The organism is Shewanella sp. T24-MNA-CIBAN-0130 (assembly GCF_040310185.1).
GTDB lineage: Bacteria > Pseudomonadota > Gammaproteobacteria > Enterobacterales > Shewanellaceae > Shewanella > Shewanella psychromarinicola.
In genome coordinates this window covers 39,500-54,822 of sequence record NZ_JBEOPP010000009.1, presented here as the reverse complement: position 1 = coordinate 54,822, position 15,323 = coordinate 39,500, and the positions used below count along the sequence as shown (strand labels likewise).

At 43.2% G+C, this 15,323-nt stretch carries 13 protein-coding genes; 10 read left to right on the top strand and 3 right to left on the bottom strand.

Annotated elements, in window-relative coordinates; genetic code table 11:
• Positions 1 to 86 precede the first annotated feature (86 nt).
• Complete coding sequence (locus AAEZ02_RS05755; protein ID WP_101032214.1) at positions 87 to 905, bottom strand: DUF2797 domain-containing protein; 819 nt, start codon at positions 903 to 905, stop codon at positions 87 to 89.
• 107 nt (positions 906 to 1,012) lie between these two features.
• A complete protein-coding gene (locus tag AAEZ02_RS05750) occupies positions 1,013 to 1,519 on the bottom strand; it encodes a glycine cleavage system transcriptional repressor (RefSeq protein WP_124011839.1) in 507 nt (168 codons plus the stop codon).
• 252 nt (positions 1,520 to 1,771) lie between these two features.
• Between AAEZ02_RS05750 and AAEZ02_RS05745 the strand changes: the two genes are divergently transcribed.
• From AAEZ02_RS05745 to AAEZ02_RS05720, 6 genes are all read left to right on the top strand, one after another.
• Entirely contained in the window at positions 1,772 to 4,027 is a 2,256-nt protein-coding gene (locus AAEZ02_RS05745) for an ABC transporter permease subunit (RefSeq protein ID WP_124011838.1), read from the top strand.
• Positions 4,028 to 4,085: 58 nt separating this feature from the next.
• A complete protein-coding gene (pstA, locus tag AAEZ02_RS05740; RefSeq protein ID WP_351122223.1) occupies positions 4,086 to 5,747 on the top strand; it encodes a phosphate ABC transporter permease PstA in 1,662 nt (553 codons plus the stop codon).
• 27 nt (positions 5,748 to 5,774) lie between these two features.
• Positions 5,775 to 6,593 carry a phosphate ABC transporter ATP-binding protein PstB gene (gene pstB, locus AAEZ02_RS05735; RefSeq protein WP_101032210.1) on the top strand — a complete coding sequence of 273 codons (819 nt, stop codon included), beginning with the start codon at positions 5,775 to 5,777 and terminating at the stop codon, positions 6,591 to 6,593.
• A 49-nt stretch (positions 6,594 to 6,642) separates the two neighbouring features.
• Entirely contained in the window at positions 6,643 to 7,347 is a 705-nt protein-coding gene (gene phoU, locus AAEZ02_RS05730) for a phosphate signaling complex protein PhoU (protein WP_101032209.1), read from the top strand.
• A 144-nt stretch (positions 7,348 to 7,491) separates the two neighbouring features.
• A complete protein-coding gene (locus AAEZ02_RS05725) occupies positions 7,492 to 8,079 on the top strand; it encodes a DUF502 domain-containing protein (RefSeq protein ID WP_124011836.1) in 588 nt (195 codons plus the stop codon).
• A gap of 247 nt (positions 8,080 to 8,326) precedes the next feature.
• The gene (locus AAEZ02_RS05720) at positions 8,327 to 8,683 is read left to right on the top strand and encodes a YajD family HNH nuclease (protein WP_101034699.1); all 357 of its coding nucleotides are present in this window, start codon (positions 8,327 to 8,329) and stop codon (positions 8,681 to 8,683) included.
• Positions 8,684 to 9,629: 946 nt separating this feature from the next.
• Here AAEZ02_RS05720 and AAEZ02_RS05715 read toward each other — a convergent pair.
• Positions 9,630 to 9,881 (bottom strand): DUF1289 domain-containing protein, encoded by a 252-nt coding sequence (locus AAEZ02_RS05715; RefSeq protein WP_351122221.1) that lies wholly within the window; start codon positions 9,879 to 9,881, stop codon positions 9,630 to 9,632.
• Between the two features lie 79 nt (positions 9,882 to 9,960).
• Here AAEZ02_RS05715 and AAEZ02_RS05710 point away from each other — a divergent pair, with 79 nt between their 5' ends.
• From AAEZ02_RS05710 to oleC, 4 genes are all read left to right on the top strand, one after another.
• Positions 9,961 to 11,280, top strand: coding sequence for a methyltransferase (locus AAEZ02_RS05710; protein ID WP_124011834.1), 1,320 nt, complete (start codon positions 9,961 to 9,963; stop codon positions 11,278 to 11,280).
• A gap of 252 nt (positions 11,281 to 11,532) precedes the next feature.
• Complete coding sequence (locus AAEZ02_RS05705) at positions 11,533 to 12,582, top strand: 3-oxoacyl-ACP synthase III (RefSeq protein ID WP_101032205.1); 1,050 nt, start codon at positions 11,533 to 11,535, stop codon at positions 12,580 to 12,582.
• A gap of 58 nt (positions 12,583 to 12,640) precedes the next feature.
• On the top strand, positions 12,641 to 13,516 hold the full coding sequence (locus AAEZ02_RS05700) for an alpha/beta fold hydrolase (RefSeq protein WP_351122218.1): 876 nt from the start codon (positions 12,641 to 12,643) through the stop codon (positions 13,514 to 13,516).
• Positions 13,517 to 13,603: 87 nt separating this feature from the next.
• A complete protein-coding gene (gene oleC / locus AAEZ02_RS05695; protein WP_351122215.1) occupies positions 13,604 to 15,301 on the top strand; it encodes an olefin beta-lactone synthetase in 1,698 nt (565 codons plus the stop codon).
• Positions 15,302 to 15,323 lie beyond the last annotated feature (22 nt).

The window sequence follows — 15,323 nt, the reverse complement described above, 5'->3', positions numbered from 1 at the left end:
TAATCGTAGATCGTTACTATCAAGCAACAAGGCCAGAGTTTCTCTCTGAGCTCGTTACTTGAGCATTTCGATAATAACCAGGTAGGTTAATAACTGACATCTACTTCGTAAGATGAAAATTTACGGATATTAATCACCCCTGTATCAAAAATAAGATATTGGCCTTTAATGCCTTGTAAAATACCGCTAACTTCAGCAATTTTATCGAAATTATGCGACTTTACTTTAACTGGGAATTGCGTGATCGGATAACTTATGGCCTGAATATTAGCGTCTAGGCGTTCAATGACAATATCTTGATGTTCGGCCGCGAGGGCTTGCAGTTTATCTTCAATTAACGGGATAAGCTGCGCAGCTTGCTCTACCAAATCGACATCATCATTATGACCTTTTAGCATCGCTTGCCAATGGGTTTTATCATTAATGAATTTTGCCAGTTCAACTTCAATTAAGCCCGACATTTTACGGGTAGACACTTTAAAAATAGGTAAGCCTTGAGTCGCGCCTTGATCTATCCAACGGGTTGGGATTTGAGTATGGCGGGTAATACCTACTTTAATGCCTGAAGTATTAGACAAATAGACATAATGTGGCACAAAGCAATTTGACATGCCCCATTCTGGTTCGCGGCAAGTGCCTTGATCAAAGTGGCATGTTTCTGGTTTCATTATACACAGGTCGCAACTGGCCAGTTTTGTCATGCATACATAACAATGGCCCTGAGAATAACTTTTCTTGGTTTTTTTACCGCAGTTGCTGCAAAAAATATTACCCGTATGAGTCATGGTTAATGACTTACCAATAAGCGGGTTAAGCGCTAAACGCGCTTCTCCGACAGGTAAATGATACTCCACCTCATGATCATCATTGAGGTGGGTTTTTAGTTTTGATAGCGTTCCAAACATGGTTAATCCATTTATCGTCATTATTATGTGGCAGTTTAGCAGATGATGAAAACGGATTTTAGCCTTAATTTGCCTCGTTTGTTTTTGCCTTAAACGTTAAATTCAACTTATGCTAATTTACTGAGCTTATCTAATACAACATCATCACCCATTTCATAAAGTGATGCCGTGATTTGCTCCTCTTGAGCGGGGTCGGTTAAGCCAAATGCCATTGTCGCTCTAAATAACGCAATGCCTGTGTGGCTGGCCGTTTCGTATTGGCTACTAAACTGTTCAATGTTTACGCCTAACGCATTCATTTTATTAGAGATGTGCAACACAATCCCGGGGCGATCGTATGCGATTAAGTTGTAATACAGATGCTTAATCGGTTTCGTGCTTAAGGTGGTTTTAGCAAAGGTTAAGGCTAAGCCGTCAATGCATTCTAAGGCGTCAACTAATGCATCCCATTTTAGTGCTGGGACTTCTAATTGTAATATCGCGGCAAAAACGCCGTCTATATGGCGCATTTCCGAGTCTAGCCAGTTGCCATTATGTCGGCTTACTACATTGGCTATTTGTTCTACTAAGCCTTTTCTATCAGGTGCTTGAAGAGTAATAATATAACGCATCATTCGATATTTCTCCTATAAATAATGTCTGTAACACAACTGTCATCTTTACGTCATATAATCTCAGCCACTTAAGGTTGTGTTATGTTTTTATTGCTGTCTTACAACAGGTTTACTGTTGTGTTACTACAATTTATTTAGAGACTAATGGATAACTAATAGACAGTTATTTAGTCATAAATATTTATTGTTAGCATAGTAGACTGCACAATCAAAGCGCTAATTATGGCATCGATTAATTATTAGAGGTTCTTAATGGAAAGTCAGGTCAATCAACCTGGTTCTGCTGAAAAAAGTCTACTCGTTGATAGACATGCAACCCGCAGAGCATTTAAGGATAAAGCAGCTGAGATTGGGGTAACCATCGGTGGCACCTTAGTGTTTGTCACTTTGTTATTAATATTTTTCTATTTGCTGTATGTCATCAAGCCCATTTTTGATGGTGCAGATATAGAACCTGTTACGAGTGTCAGCTATCAACATGCTGATGCTAAAACCTTAATGGTCGGCAGTGATGAACAAAACGAAGTGCTATATCGGGTGACCAAATTGGGTACTGTTGATTTTTATTCAGCCGCGAGCGGTGAATTAATTTCGTCTTTTACTCCTAAACTTCCTCAAGGTGCAACGGTAACTAGCAGTACCAAATCAAGTCCAAGCGAGCAACGCTTCGCATTAGGGCTAAGCAACGGTCAAGTGATTGTTGTCGGGATTGAGTTTGGTTTGACCTACCCAGACAATCAACGTCTGATTACCCCTTCTTTACGTTATCCAATGGGGGAAGCGCCATTAACCATTAATCGCGATGGTGCTGTGTATAATCTGGTGTTTGATTATAGCGATAGTCGCATGAGCTTTGCTTATCAAGACAAAAATGGTGCTTGGAAGCTAAATCGCCAAGAAGGCGAAGAAAACATGATGACTGAAGAAGTTGAATGGTCATCGGTTGAAGTCTTTATTGAAGATGCGCCAAACGATGTCGTATCAGTATTAATGACTCCAGATCATCGTCAGCTTATTTTGAGCGCGAATAACAAACTATTTATTTACAACACTCGTAATGCACACTCTGTAGAGTTGCTTCAAGTCGTTGATGTAAAAAAAGTTAATGCTGATGTTAAGCAAGTGAATTTGCTTGCGGGTGCCAGCTCGATTTTAGTCAGTTATGACAGTGGCATTGTGAGTCAGTACTTCCAAGTAAATAGCGAAAAAGGGCGTTTATATGAGCAAATTCGTGAGTTTGATGATATTGCTCCAGTGAGTGTTATGGCGACAGAGTTTTATCGTAAAAGCTTTGCAGTCTTAAGCCCTGAAGGTGAGTTAACCCTGCTTTATACTACCAGTGAACGAGAGTTATTCGACGAGAAGTTTCAGTTAACTAACCCTGGGGAAATGAGCTTTAGCCCGCGTTCAAATGCCTTGGTGATTGAAGCCGATAACAAACTTAACCTTTTCTCTGTTGAAAACAGCCACCCAGAAATATCATGGAGCGCGCTGTGGGAGAAAGTGTGGTACGAAAGTTACCCTGAACCACAATATGTATGGCAATCGACGTCTGGTTCTGACGACTTTGAAGCTAAGTTGAGTTTAATGCCGTTAGCATTTGGTACCATGAAAGCCGCTTTTTACGCCATGTTGTTTGCGGCGCCATTAGCGATTGCCGGTGCCATTTATACCGCTTACTTTATGACGCCAAAAGTCCGCAACGTGGTAAAGCCTACCATTGAAATTATGGAGGCATTACCCACGGTTATTTTGGGTTTCTTGGCAGGATTATGGCTAGCGCCACTGATTGAAGATAACTTACCCGGCATAGTGGTGTTGTTGTTGTCAATGCCCATATCAATACTCATCACAGCATTTGCTTGGAGTAAATTGCCACAAACGTGGAAGCATCGCCTACCAGAAACATATCAAGAACTGATGTTATTGCCAGTGATTATATTTGTCGGTTGGTTCTCATTTACGATTAGCCCTGTCATTGAAGTGGCATTATTTGACGGTAATACTCGCCAGTTTATTACCAACGATTTAGGCATTACCTTTGACCAACGTAATGCGCTTGTTGTGGGGATTGCCATGGGTTTTGCGGTTATTCCAACAATATTTTCGATTGCTGAAGATGCTATTTTCTCCGTACCACGTCATTTGTCAAACGGCAGTTTGGCATTGGGTGCAACAAACTGGCAAACCCTGACCAAGGTGGTATTGCTTACCGCCAGTCCGGGTATTTTCTCGGCCATCATGATGGGCTTAGGCCGTGCAGTGGGTGAAACCATGATTGTGTTAATGGCAACCGGTAATACCGCAATCCTTGAGTGGAGTGTGTTTGAGGGTATGCGTACCTTAGCGGCAAACATTGCCGTAGAAATGCCGGAGTCGGCCATTGGCAGTACGCATTACCGTGTATTGTTCTTAGCCGCCTTTGTATTGTTCGTGTTCACCTTCTTCTTTAATACCATTGCAGAAGTTGTTCGCCAACGTTTACGCGAACGTTATAGCTCACTGTAAGGAAAGATGATGACTCAATTAATGATTATTTCGCCAATCGCCTTGAGAGGTTTGTGTAATGGGTAAGTGGTTTAAATCAGGTTCACCGTGGATTTGGATGACCGGTGGTGCCGTTAGTATCAGTTTAATTGCCGTTCTAGGCTTATTACTGTTAATTGCGTGGCGTGGCTTGAGTTACTTCTGGCCTGCTGATGTTTACCAATGGCAACTTGAAAACAATAATGGCGTTAAAAGCACCCTTATTGGTGAAATTTATAACCGCGAAGAAGTGCCTACGGAACGGTTAATTTCAGCAGGTCATAAATTTACCAAGCACCCTGGTGAGTTTGTGACGCGTTACTTGGTTAAAACAGGTAACCGTGAGTTTGTGGGATTAGATTTTCGTTGGATTTTAGCAACAGATATCGTTAGCCGTTCAATGCCTGCAGATGTTGCTAAGCTTGAGCGCACACAAAATGGTAATTTTTACGGTTACCCCGTTGCGGTTATTGAAGACGGTAAGCGTTTAGCGCTCAATGATGAAGCTGCGATTGAAACGTCATTGATGGGTCATATAGATCGTGCGGTTGCAATTGCTGATGAAGCATTAGCGTTGCAAAAAAGTGACATTGGCTCAATTAATTATCAAATGGAGCGTCTACGTTTAAAAGAGCGTGGTTATGAGCTAGAGGGTGAATTAACTGATGAGCTTAAAGCTGAGTTGGAAGCGCAAGTTGAACAGCTTCACCAAAACTACTTAGTCCTTGAAAAAGACTTGTTTGCCTTACGCGCTAAAGCCGCCCGCGATTCTGTTGTCGTCAAAGATATGCGTGGCGTTGAAGTCACCTTGCAACTGGACTCTATTTTAGACGTCAGCTATGTCAATCACATGAGCTTGCTCAGTAAAGTTGGCCACTGGTTTGTTGGTATTGGCCGCTTTGTCAGTGACGATCCCCGCGAAGCCAATACTGAGGGTGGGGTGTTCCCCGCTATTTTTGGTACCGTTTTTATGGTGATGCTAATGGCGGTTATTGTAACGCCATTTGGAGTCATTGCCGCGATTTACCTTCATGAATATGCTAAGAAAGGCCCTATTACCAAGCTGATCCGCATTGCGGTTATCAATTTGGCCGGTGTACCGTCAATTGTTTACGGTGTCTTTGGTTTAGGCTTCTTTGTCTACATGATGGGTGGCTCAATTGACCAATTATTTTTTCCAGAAGCATTGCCTTCACCAACATTTGGCTCTCCAGGGGTACTTTGGTCTGCATTGACCTTAGCTATTTTAACCTTGCCAGTGGTGATTGTATCAACTGAAGAAGGCTTAAGCCGGATTCCAAGTGCGGTTCGTCAAGGCAGTTTGGCTTTAGGTGCCACCAAAGCCGAAACCTTATGGCGTATTGTCATCCCAATGGCGAGCCCAGCGATTATGACTGGTTTGATTTTAGCTGTAGCACGTGCTGCCGGTGAAGTGGCGCCGTTAATGTTGGTTGGTGTGGTAAAATTAGCGCCAACATTACCGATTGATATGAATTTCCCGTTTGTGCATTTAGAACGTAAGTTTATGCACTTAGGTTTCCATATTTACGATGTAGGCTTCCAAAGCCCTAACGTTGAGGCTGCACGTCCCTTAGTGTATGCAACTTCGTTCTTATTAGTATCTGTAATTGTTGCCCTTAATTTAACCGCTATTAGCGTGCGCAACCATTTACGTGAAAAATTCCGTTCGCTAGAACATTAATTAGCGATATCCTGAGGAAAGATAAAAATGATTTCAATTGATAGTTCAGCAATGCAAACAGAAGCCGTTGATTTAGTTAACTTACCGGCACAGGATACCGCCCTTGAGATCCGTAATCTTGATTTACGTTACGGTGATAAACAAGCATTATTTGATGTCTCGATGAAGATCCCTAAAAAACAAGTTACCGCATTTATTGGCCCAAGTGGCTGTGGTAAATCAACTCTTTTGCGTTGTATTAACCGTATGAATGATTTGGTTGATAGTTGCAAAATTGACGGTGAAATCTTGCTTTATGGTCAAAATATTTATGATAAGAAAGTCGATGTAGCAGCATTACGTCGTAACGTAGGTATGGTCTTTCAGCGTCCTAATCCGTTTCCTAAGTCAATCTATGAAAACGTGGTCTATGGCTTACGTTTACAAGGATTGAGTAACCGTCGTGAATTAGATGAAGCGGCTGAACGTTCATTGCGTGGCGCAGCTATTTGGGACGAAGTGAAAGACCGTCTACACGACAATGCATTCGGATTATCGGGTGGTCAGCAACAACGTCTAGTGATTGCACGTGCCATAGCCATTGAGCCAGAAGTCTTATTACTCGATGAGCCAACGTCGGCGCTGGATCCAATGTCAACCTTAATTATTGAAGAGTTGATTACAGAATTAAAGGAAAAATATACCGTTGTTATTGTGACACATAACATGCAACAAGCAGCACGGGTGTCAGATCAAACGGCCTTTATGTACATGGGCGAATTGGTTGAATATGCTAATACTAATACCATTTTCACGACCCCCAAAAAGCGTAAAACTGAAGATTATATTACCGGCCGTTACGGTTGATCTTTGTTAAAAAAGCTTTTAATTAACAGATATAAATTAGGTGGGTATCATGGAAAAAATGAATTTAAGTAAACATATATCAGGCCAGTTTAATGCCGAACTTGATGACATTCGGAATCGGGTATTGGCTATGGGCGGTTTAGTTGAACGCCAGCTTGAACAAGCATTGGATGCGTTAGCAACGCTTGACTCAGAATTAGCTCAACAGGTGATCGAAGGCGATCACAAAGTCAATGGTATGGAAGTCGCTATTGATGAAGAGTGCACTCGTATTATTGCAAAACGCCAACCAGCCGCCAGTGATTTGCGTTTAATCATTGCCATTTCGAAAACCATTACTGATCTGGAGCGTATAGGTGATGCTTGTGTACGTATCGCCAAAGCGGCGGTAGAAAAGCGCGCTAACAGTCAACAACCCCTATTGGTCAGTATTGAAAACATGGGCCGTCACGCCACCCGCATGTTGCACTCAACCTTAGATGCATTAGCACGTATGGATGCCGATGAAGCGTTTGAGTTGCATAAACAAGATGCGAAAATAGACAAAGAGTATGAAGGTATCATCCGTCAATTAATGACTTATATGATGGAAGACCCTCGCTCAATCCCTGATGTGTTAGACGTATTATGGGCTGCGCGTGCGGTTGAGCGTGTAGGTGACCGTTGTAAGAATATTTGTGAATACGTGATTTACTATGTTAAAGGCAAAGACGTTCGTCATATTTCTTATGAAGAAATGGAAAAAGAACTATAAAAGATAACGGCTTTTAAAACGCCCTAATTTGTACTGTTTATTTAATAAACAGCCCAAATTAGGGCGTTTTTGTTTAGGGGTTTTGATGGATATTTGTTATCTTTGCTGGCTAGCTAATTTGCTCTATTGTTGAAGAATCTTTTTATGAAAAACACCCTTGCTCGTGGTTTAACTAATTTATTGCCTATGGTGCTGTCCATTTGGCTATTTTGGTCATTGTTCATCTCACTCGATGGCTTAGGTAAATTATTGCTCAATATTGTGGGGGTAGAATCTGTTTTTGTTGGTGCCGGTTTTTGTTTGGTCGCAAGTTTAGTGTTTATTGCCGGACTGCTATTTTCAGTTAGCCCCATTGCGTGGGTGTATGGTTGGATTGAAAGCCAACTGATGAAGTTTCCACTGTTTAAATCTGTCTACGGTAGTATTCGCGACATCGCGAGTTTGATGAATCGTGACGGTCAGCCGAAAACTCAAAAAACTGTATTAGTCAAACAAGCTAACGGCGGCTTTGTCGTCGGGTTTATCATGAGCGAATCGGTACCACAGCCACTTGCTGATGCGTTACCTGAAGGTGATTGGGTGCCAGTATTATTTCAATTAAGTTACCAAGTGGCAGGCGTGACCAGTTTAGTTAAACGCCAAGACTTAATTATCGTTGATTGGTCCTTCGAAGATGCCATGCGCTTTAATTTAACCGCCGGCATAACCAACAGTAATGTTGCCAAGAACTAGGTAAAGCGGGTAACCGCCGGTAGTTGCGATAAAAGCTGACAACAGTCGATAACAGCGAATGCTGCGCCTACGGAAAAAAAGCGATGAAAGACTCGGTGCGAGAGCGAACTGGCAGCTAGGTTTAAGCGTTGCTATTGTTAATCTGTACCATTAGCAGAATAATCGTAAAATAAGATCGACCAAACAATTGCCCAAAGCGATAACAGTGATTATCCTTGAGGTAATTCTTTATATGAGTGATAAATCAATGTCGGCCAACGAAAGTAAATTAGATAAAGTATTAGCTGAAGCTAGGGATTATAAAGCCTCTCGTGAGAAAGGGTATCGAGAACAAGCGCTTAAGTTATACCCTTGGGTATGCGGTCGCTGCACTCGCGAATTCACCCATAAAAATTTATCTGAGTTAACGGTTCATCATCGCGATCACAACCACGATAATAATCCATCAGATGGGACGAACTGGGAGTTATTGTGCCTGTATTGTCACGACAATGAACATTCGCGTTTTGAAGAGCTGATCCGTTACGGCAGTACTAAAGAATCCAAACAAGACGCTGCTACGTTCAATCCATTTGCAGATTTAAAAGCAATGATGAAGAAGTAGAGCTGAGACGGTAGAAGCGGTAAGAACGATGACAAGCGGTAACAAGCGGTAACAAGCGATGACAAGCGAGAAACCGCCTAGGAGCTAGGACGCTGCGCTGCGAGAGGCTATACAAGCAAAGTCAAAAGCTGGCTAGATTGATGAAAATCGATAACGGGCGATAAACAGCCTAGGAGCGAGTTCGCTACGCGGCGAGATGCTATACAGGCAAAGTCAAAAGCTGGATAGATTGATGAAAATCGATAACGGGCGAGAAACAGCCTAGAAGCTAGTCCGCTTTGCGGCGAGATGCTATACAGGCAAAGTCAAAAGCTAGGACGCTTTGCTGCGAGATACTATAAATTCGAAAGACAGAAGGCTAGAGGCTGATTCCGCCGTGGTAATACTTCTGAGCAGGGATCAGCTGGTCGCTTTAACGCTGTTATAGAAGCGAAGCGCACTAGCTGGACGCAGTCCATCCTAGACTCTAGGCTTGTTATCGCTCGTAATCGCCTGTTACCGCTCGCTATTACTTGCAACCGCCTAGATGCTAGGACGCTTCGCTGCGAGATGCTATACAATCAAATTCAAAAGATAGAAGCTTAGGGGTTTTGTTCTATCATGGTAATACTTTTGAGCAGAAATCTGCTTGAGGCTTTACCGCTGTTATAGAAGCGAAGCGCACTAGCTGGACGCAGTCCATCCTAGCATCTAGGCTTGTATCGCTCGTAATCGCCTGTCACCGCTCGCCATCACTTGCAACCGCCTAGACGCTAGGACACTTCGCGGCGAGATGCTATACAATCAAATTCAAAAGACAGAAGGCTAGAGGCTGGTTCCGTTGTGGTAATACTTCTGAGCAGGGATCAGCTGGTCGCTTTAACGCTGTTATAGAAGCGAAGCGCACTAGCTGGACGCAGTCCATCCTAGCATCTAGGCTTGTATCGCTCGTAATCGCCTGTCACCGCTAGTCACCGTGCTTTATCTCAACGTTTTCATTTAAGCGCTTTTCAGCTTCCAACCATTTAGTCCGTGATAAAGTTTGCTTGTTGCTGTCACCCAAAAACTGTTGTTTTCTGGCGGCTAGGCTATCCCCAATCTGCTTTTTCTGCGCATCACTTGCTTGTGACCAAATCACAATCTCATCGACGTGGCGAAAACAGCCCATACAATAATTGTCATCATTTAAGCCGCAGCGGGCGACACAAGGTGAGTGCATAGTTTACAATTCCAATACGAGTATCTAAAGACCCGCATTCTATCATTTCAATGAGTGAAGGTTAACAATAAGCAACGATATGTCAGCAATCGATTATCAACACACCTTTAACGCAGTCGACTCACTTTTGAATGCCCTAAAACCCTTGTGGCAGCTCGTTGCATTTGAGTGTAACCACTTACCTTGGCAGCAGGAATATCCACATTTAGCTCAAAAGGTGTGGCAGCTTGATGATACTGAAATAGATATCCTTGATATGGATCAGCAACAGCTTGTCGAAATGTTATTGCCAAGCTTGATTAGCGACATTAAACAGAGCAAACTTCCACAGGTTGATGAATTAATTAGTCAATTAAGCTTGTTAGTCATCACTTCGCCTACAAGTGCTATTGACCCAATAAACTCTCAATCTTTGCCTAGCGGTGAACAGCCACATAGCAAAGGCCAGAATAATGATTTAGCCCATTTCAGTGCCCATATTAAAGGCCGAAAGTGGCAACAAATCATCATGTTTGCGAATCAAGTTGATCCACAGCATCACTCCAAGTTACCTAGGTTACCTATCTTAGAGTGGTGCGCAGGTAAAGGACATTTGGGCCGCTTGGTGGCTAAGCAGCAACACATTGAGGTGACAAGTCTTGAGTGGCAAGCGAGTTTATGCAGACAAGGCCAATTTATTGCCAAACAATGGCAATTACCACAAACCTTTATTTGTGCCGATGCTTTTGCGCCAATCGACCCGAGTAAACCGCTATTGTTAATTGATCAACATGCCATTGCATTGCACGCTTGTGGTGATTTACACATTCGTTTACTCAAACTAGCAGCATCGGCAGGTACGCGGGTGATTTCTATTTCACCCTGTTGTTATCATTTAATTGAGCATTCACATTATCAACCGCTATCGGCCTTAGCAAAGGTCAGTGAGTTACGCTTGTCGCGTCATAATTTACAACTACCGTCACAGCAAAGTGTGATTGCCAGCACCAAGCAACAAGTATCGCGCCATCAAGAAGTGGCATGGCGTTTGGGTTTTGACAGCCTGCAGCGTGATATTCGGGGCATAGATGCTTATTTGCCGGTGCCGACCATTAAACAAAGTCAGCTTAGCGGCAGTTTTAGCGACTTTTGCCAATGGGCTGCAAATCAAAAGAAATTATTACTACCTAATGCTATTAATTTGAGCCATTATTTTCACCTTGGGATTGAGCGACAACGTCTCACCAAGCGGATCGCTTTAGTGGCACATTTATTTCGCCGCACGATAGAGCATTGGCTATTGCTCGATCGTGTCTGTTTTTTACAAGAGCAGGGATATCAAGTTGCGCTGACTGAATTTTGTGCAAACAGTGTTACGCCACGAAATGCCTTGATCCAAGCAATTAAAATAATCGAATAGTAGTCTTGGTCACAGATTTACAAATTAAGCCATTGTTTACACTGGTTTATTTTTATTAAAACTGTAAGAATTAACAAACTGGTTAATTAAACAATAGAGTTTAACCATAAAAAATCATCCAAATTACCGCATTGGCTTGCTGTTTTTGATTGAATAATTAAGCCATTCTTGTTCAAATGGCGGGTTAATAACGAATATCAACTATTCTAGTGCCTTTTTGGCTTGCTAGAGCGAAGCGAATTATACGGTTTAATGAAATATTCACGCGTCTTTATCAATAGTCTGGCTTATGAGCTAGCACCGCAAGTAGTGTCGAGTAGCGATTTAGAATCTCGTTTGGCACCGCTATATCAAAAGTTTCGTATTCCTATGGGGCAACTTGCCGCATTAACCGGGATTACCGAGCGTCGCTGGTGGCCAAAAGGTCATCGTTTATCTGACGGTGCCATTGCCGCTGCGCAAAAAGCCTTAAATGAAACCGGTATTGATGTCAGCGACTTAGGTGCCGTGGTTTACACGGGGGTGTGCCGCGATCAACACGAACCTGCGACCGCTTGCCGTATTGCTGCTGAACTTGGCGTGTCAAAAGACACGGCAATTTATGACATCAGTAATGCCTGTTTAGGGGTGTTGTCGGGTATTTTAGATATAGCCAACCGAATCGAGCTTGGTCAAATCAAAGCGGGTATGGTTGTGTCGTGCGAATCGGCTCGAGACATTGTGGATGCAACCATTGACCACATGCTAGCCGAGCCGACCATGCAAAATTTTGCTCAGTCATTGGCCACATTAACCGGTGGTTCAGGCGCTGTAGCGGTGATTTTAACCGATGGGACTTTGCCGCTTAAAACCACTCGTCAACATCAGCTGTTGGGTGCAAGTCATTTGTCTGCACCAGAACATCACCAATTGTGTCAATGGGGCTTACAAGAAGCTGGGCACTTATTGTATCGCGAGTTTATGCGTACCGATGCCGTGACTTTACTCAAAGAAGGAGTAGAGCTTGCCAAGCACACTTGGGAGCATTTTTTAGAACAACGAGATTGGGTCGTCGAACGGGTCGATAAAGTCATTTGTCACCAAGTGGGTGCCTCTAACCGTCGGCAAGTGCTAAATGCATTAAATATCCCCCACATAAAAGAATATCCCACCTATCAAACATTGGGCAACATGGGCTCGGTATCATTGCCTGTTACGGCTGCCATTGCACATGATGAAGGTTTTTTACGTGTTGGCGACCAAGTCAGCTTTTTAGGGATTGGCAGTGGTTTAAACTGCATGATGCTAGGAATTAAGTGGTAAGCCATTGGCTGCACTCAGTTTTTTCATTTCATTATAAGAATAATTAACAGGATGCATCATGCTAGACAACTTGCTGCCATTTAAAAGTCACTTTTTAGATCGTAACGGCAATAAATTGCACTACATAAACGAAGGCCAAGGCGAGCCTGTGGTGATGGTGCACGGTAATCCTAGTTGGAGTTACTACTACCGTAATTTAGTCAGCGCACTGAGCGGCCAACACCAATGTATTGTGCCAGACCATATTGGTTGTGGCTTATCAGATAAACCGGATGATCCACTATACGATTACACCTTAGTTAACCGTATTGATGATTTAGAAGCCTTGCTCGACAGCCTTGATGTAAAACAAAATATTACGCTGGTGGTTCACGACTGGGGCGGCATGATTGGTATGGGCTTTGCGGCGCGCCACCCTGATCGTATCAAGCGCATTGTGTGTTTAAACACTGCAGCGTTTCATTTACCTAAAACCAAACCGTTTCCTTGGGCATTATGGGTTTGCCGTGACACTTTACTTGGCACCTTGTTAGTGCGCGGTTTGAATGCATTTTCATCTGCGGCGTCGTATGTTGGTGTTAAACGTAAGCCGATGGCTAAAGATGTCCGCGAAGCCTATGTTGCGCCATTTAATTCTTGGAAAAACCGTATTTCGACATTGCGCTTCGTGCAAGATATTCCACTTAAGCCTGGCGATCGTAATTACGACTTAATCACTAGCATTGGCGATAGCTTAAGCCAGTTTGCTAACGTGCCAACGCTTATTTGCTTTGGCTTACAAGATTTTGTATTTGATAAGTATTTTTTAGAGGAATGGCGACTGCGAATGCCTCATGCCACAGTGCACGAGTTTGCCGATTGTGGTCATTACATTCTTGAAGATGCCAGCGACGAAGTGATTGGCTTAATTAAAGATTTCATCGCGACAAATTAAGCCAATGTGCTAGGTTTAATAAAAGTAAATAAAAGGCTCTTTTTGAGCCTTTTTGTTCATTTCAACCTGAGCCAATAATGGTTAATCATGACGAACTTCAAAGACAAGCACGCTAACGCCAATATTTGCCAGCACTTGCAATATGCTGCTCAGCATACTCCAGATTCTCTTGCCGTGGCCGTTCAGCAGGCAAAGCAAGGCCAATTTGATTACCAAGAAATCGATTTTGCTAGCTTGCATCAGCAATCAGATATGATTGCTAAAGGGCTAATTCAGTACGGCATTACGCGTGGCATGAAAGCCGTGTTAATGGTGACGCCAAGTATCGAATTTTTCTCATTAACCTTTGGTTTATTTAAAGCCGGTATTATTCCGATTTTAGTCGACCCAGGTATGGGCGTAAAAAACCTTAAGCAATGTTTCGAAGAATCACAACCTGACGCCTTTATCGGTATACCTAAGGCTCACATTGCAAGGCGCATTCTTGGTTGGGGTAAAGGCAGTGTCAAACACGTTATTAATGTGGGCGGCTCGGGTTTACAGCGTTGGTTAGCCAATGCCACGAGCCTTGAAACGATTATTGAAATTGGCCGTAATGTGGCTCAACCTCTTGATATGGCATTGCTTCACCATGATGATATGGCAGCCATTTTATTTACCAGTGGCAGCACAGGTACCCCAAAAGGCGTGGTATACAGCCATGGGATGTTTGAAGCGCAAATTAGTGCACTAAAACACGATTACGGTATTACTCCAGGCGAACGTGACTTAGCCACATTTCCGCTGTTTTCCTTGTTTGGCCCGGCACTTGGCATGGCATCAATTGTACCAGACATGGATGCCAGTAAACCCATCAGCGCCAATCCGGCTAATTTGTTTGCTGCTGTCGAGCAATATCAATGCACTAATATGTTTGTTAATCCCGCCTTGTTAGAGCGTTTAGGCCAAGCAGGCGAACAAACCCAGCATAAACTCACTAGCGTTAAGCGAGTTATTTCAGCTGGCGCGCCGGCGACCATCAGCTCAATTAAATGTTTTAGTCAGATGCTCAACCCACAAGTTGAAGTGCTCAATTCTTACGGTGCGACTGAATCATTGCCTATTAGTATGATTGGCAGCCATGCGTTGTTTGCTACCAGCGAACTGACCGATCAAGGTAAAGGTATTTGTGTTGGTAAGCCGATATCGTCGGTGAGTGTGGATATTATTGCCGTTACTGACGTGGCCAAACCACAATGGGCTGATGTGAATAAGCTTGGCGCTAATGAGATTGGCGAAATTGTGGTGAGCGGTCCTATGGTCAGCCAGGCTTATTATCAGCGTGAGCAAGCCACCCAACTCGTTAAAATTCACCACGGTGATCACGTTAAACATCGCATGGGTGATGTGGGGTATCTTGATGATAATGGCTTACTGTGGATGTGCGGTCGTAAAGGTCATATTGTTGATGCCACTCGCGGTAAGCAACGGCTAAAACGCTTTTATACACTGCCGTGCGAGCGAGTATTTAATACCCATCTGCAAGTTAAACGTTCTGCCATTGTTGGCGTGGATGTGGGCGGTGATATAGTGCCGGTTATGTGTATCGAATTACATAAAGGTATTGTTTGCTCAACCTCTAAAGCGCTATTTCAAGAGTTAACCCAATTAGCTGAACAGCACCCACATACTCAAGGTATCGGGCGCTTTTTAATTCATCCCGATTTCCCGGTCGATGTGCGCCATAATGCTAAAATTTTCAGAGAAAAACTCGCTGTATGGGCCCAAAAGCAATGGCAAGAATAAAGTCGTTCTTAAGTGAGACTAA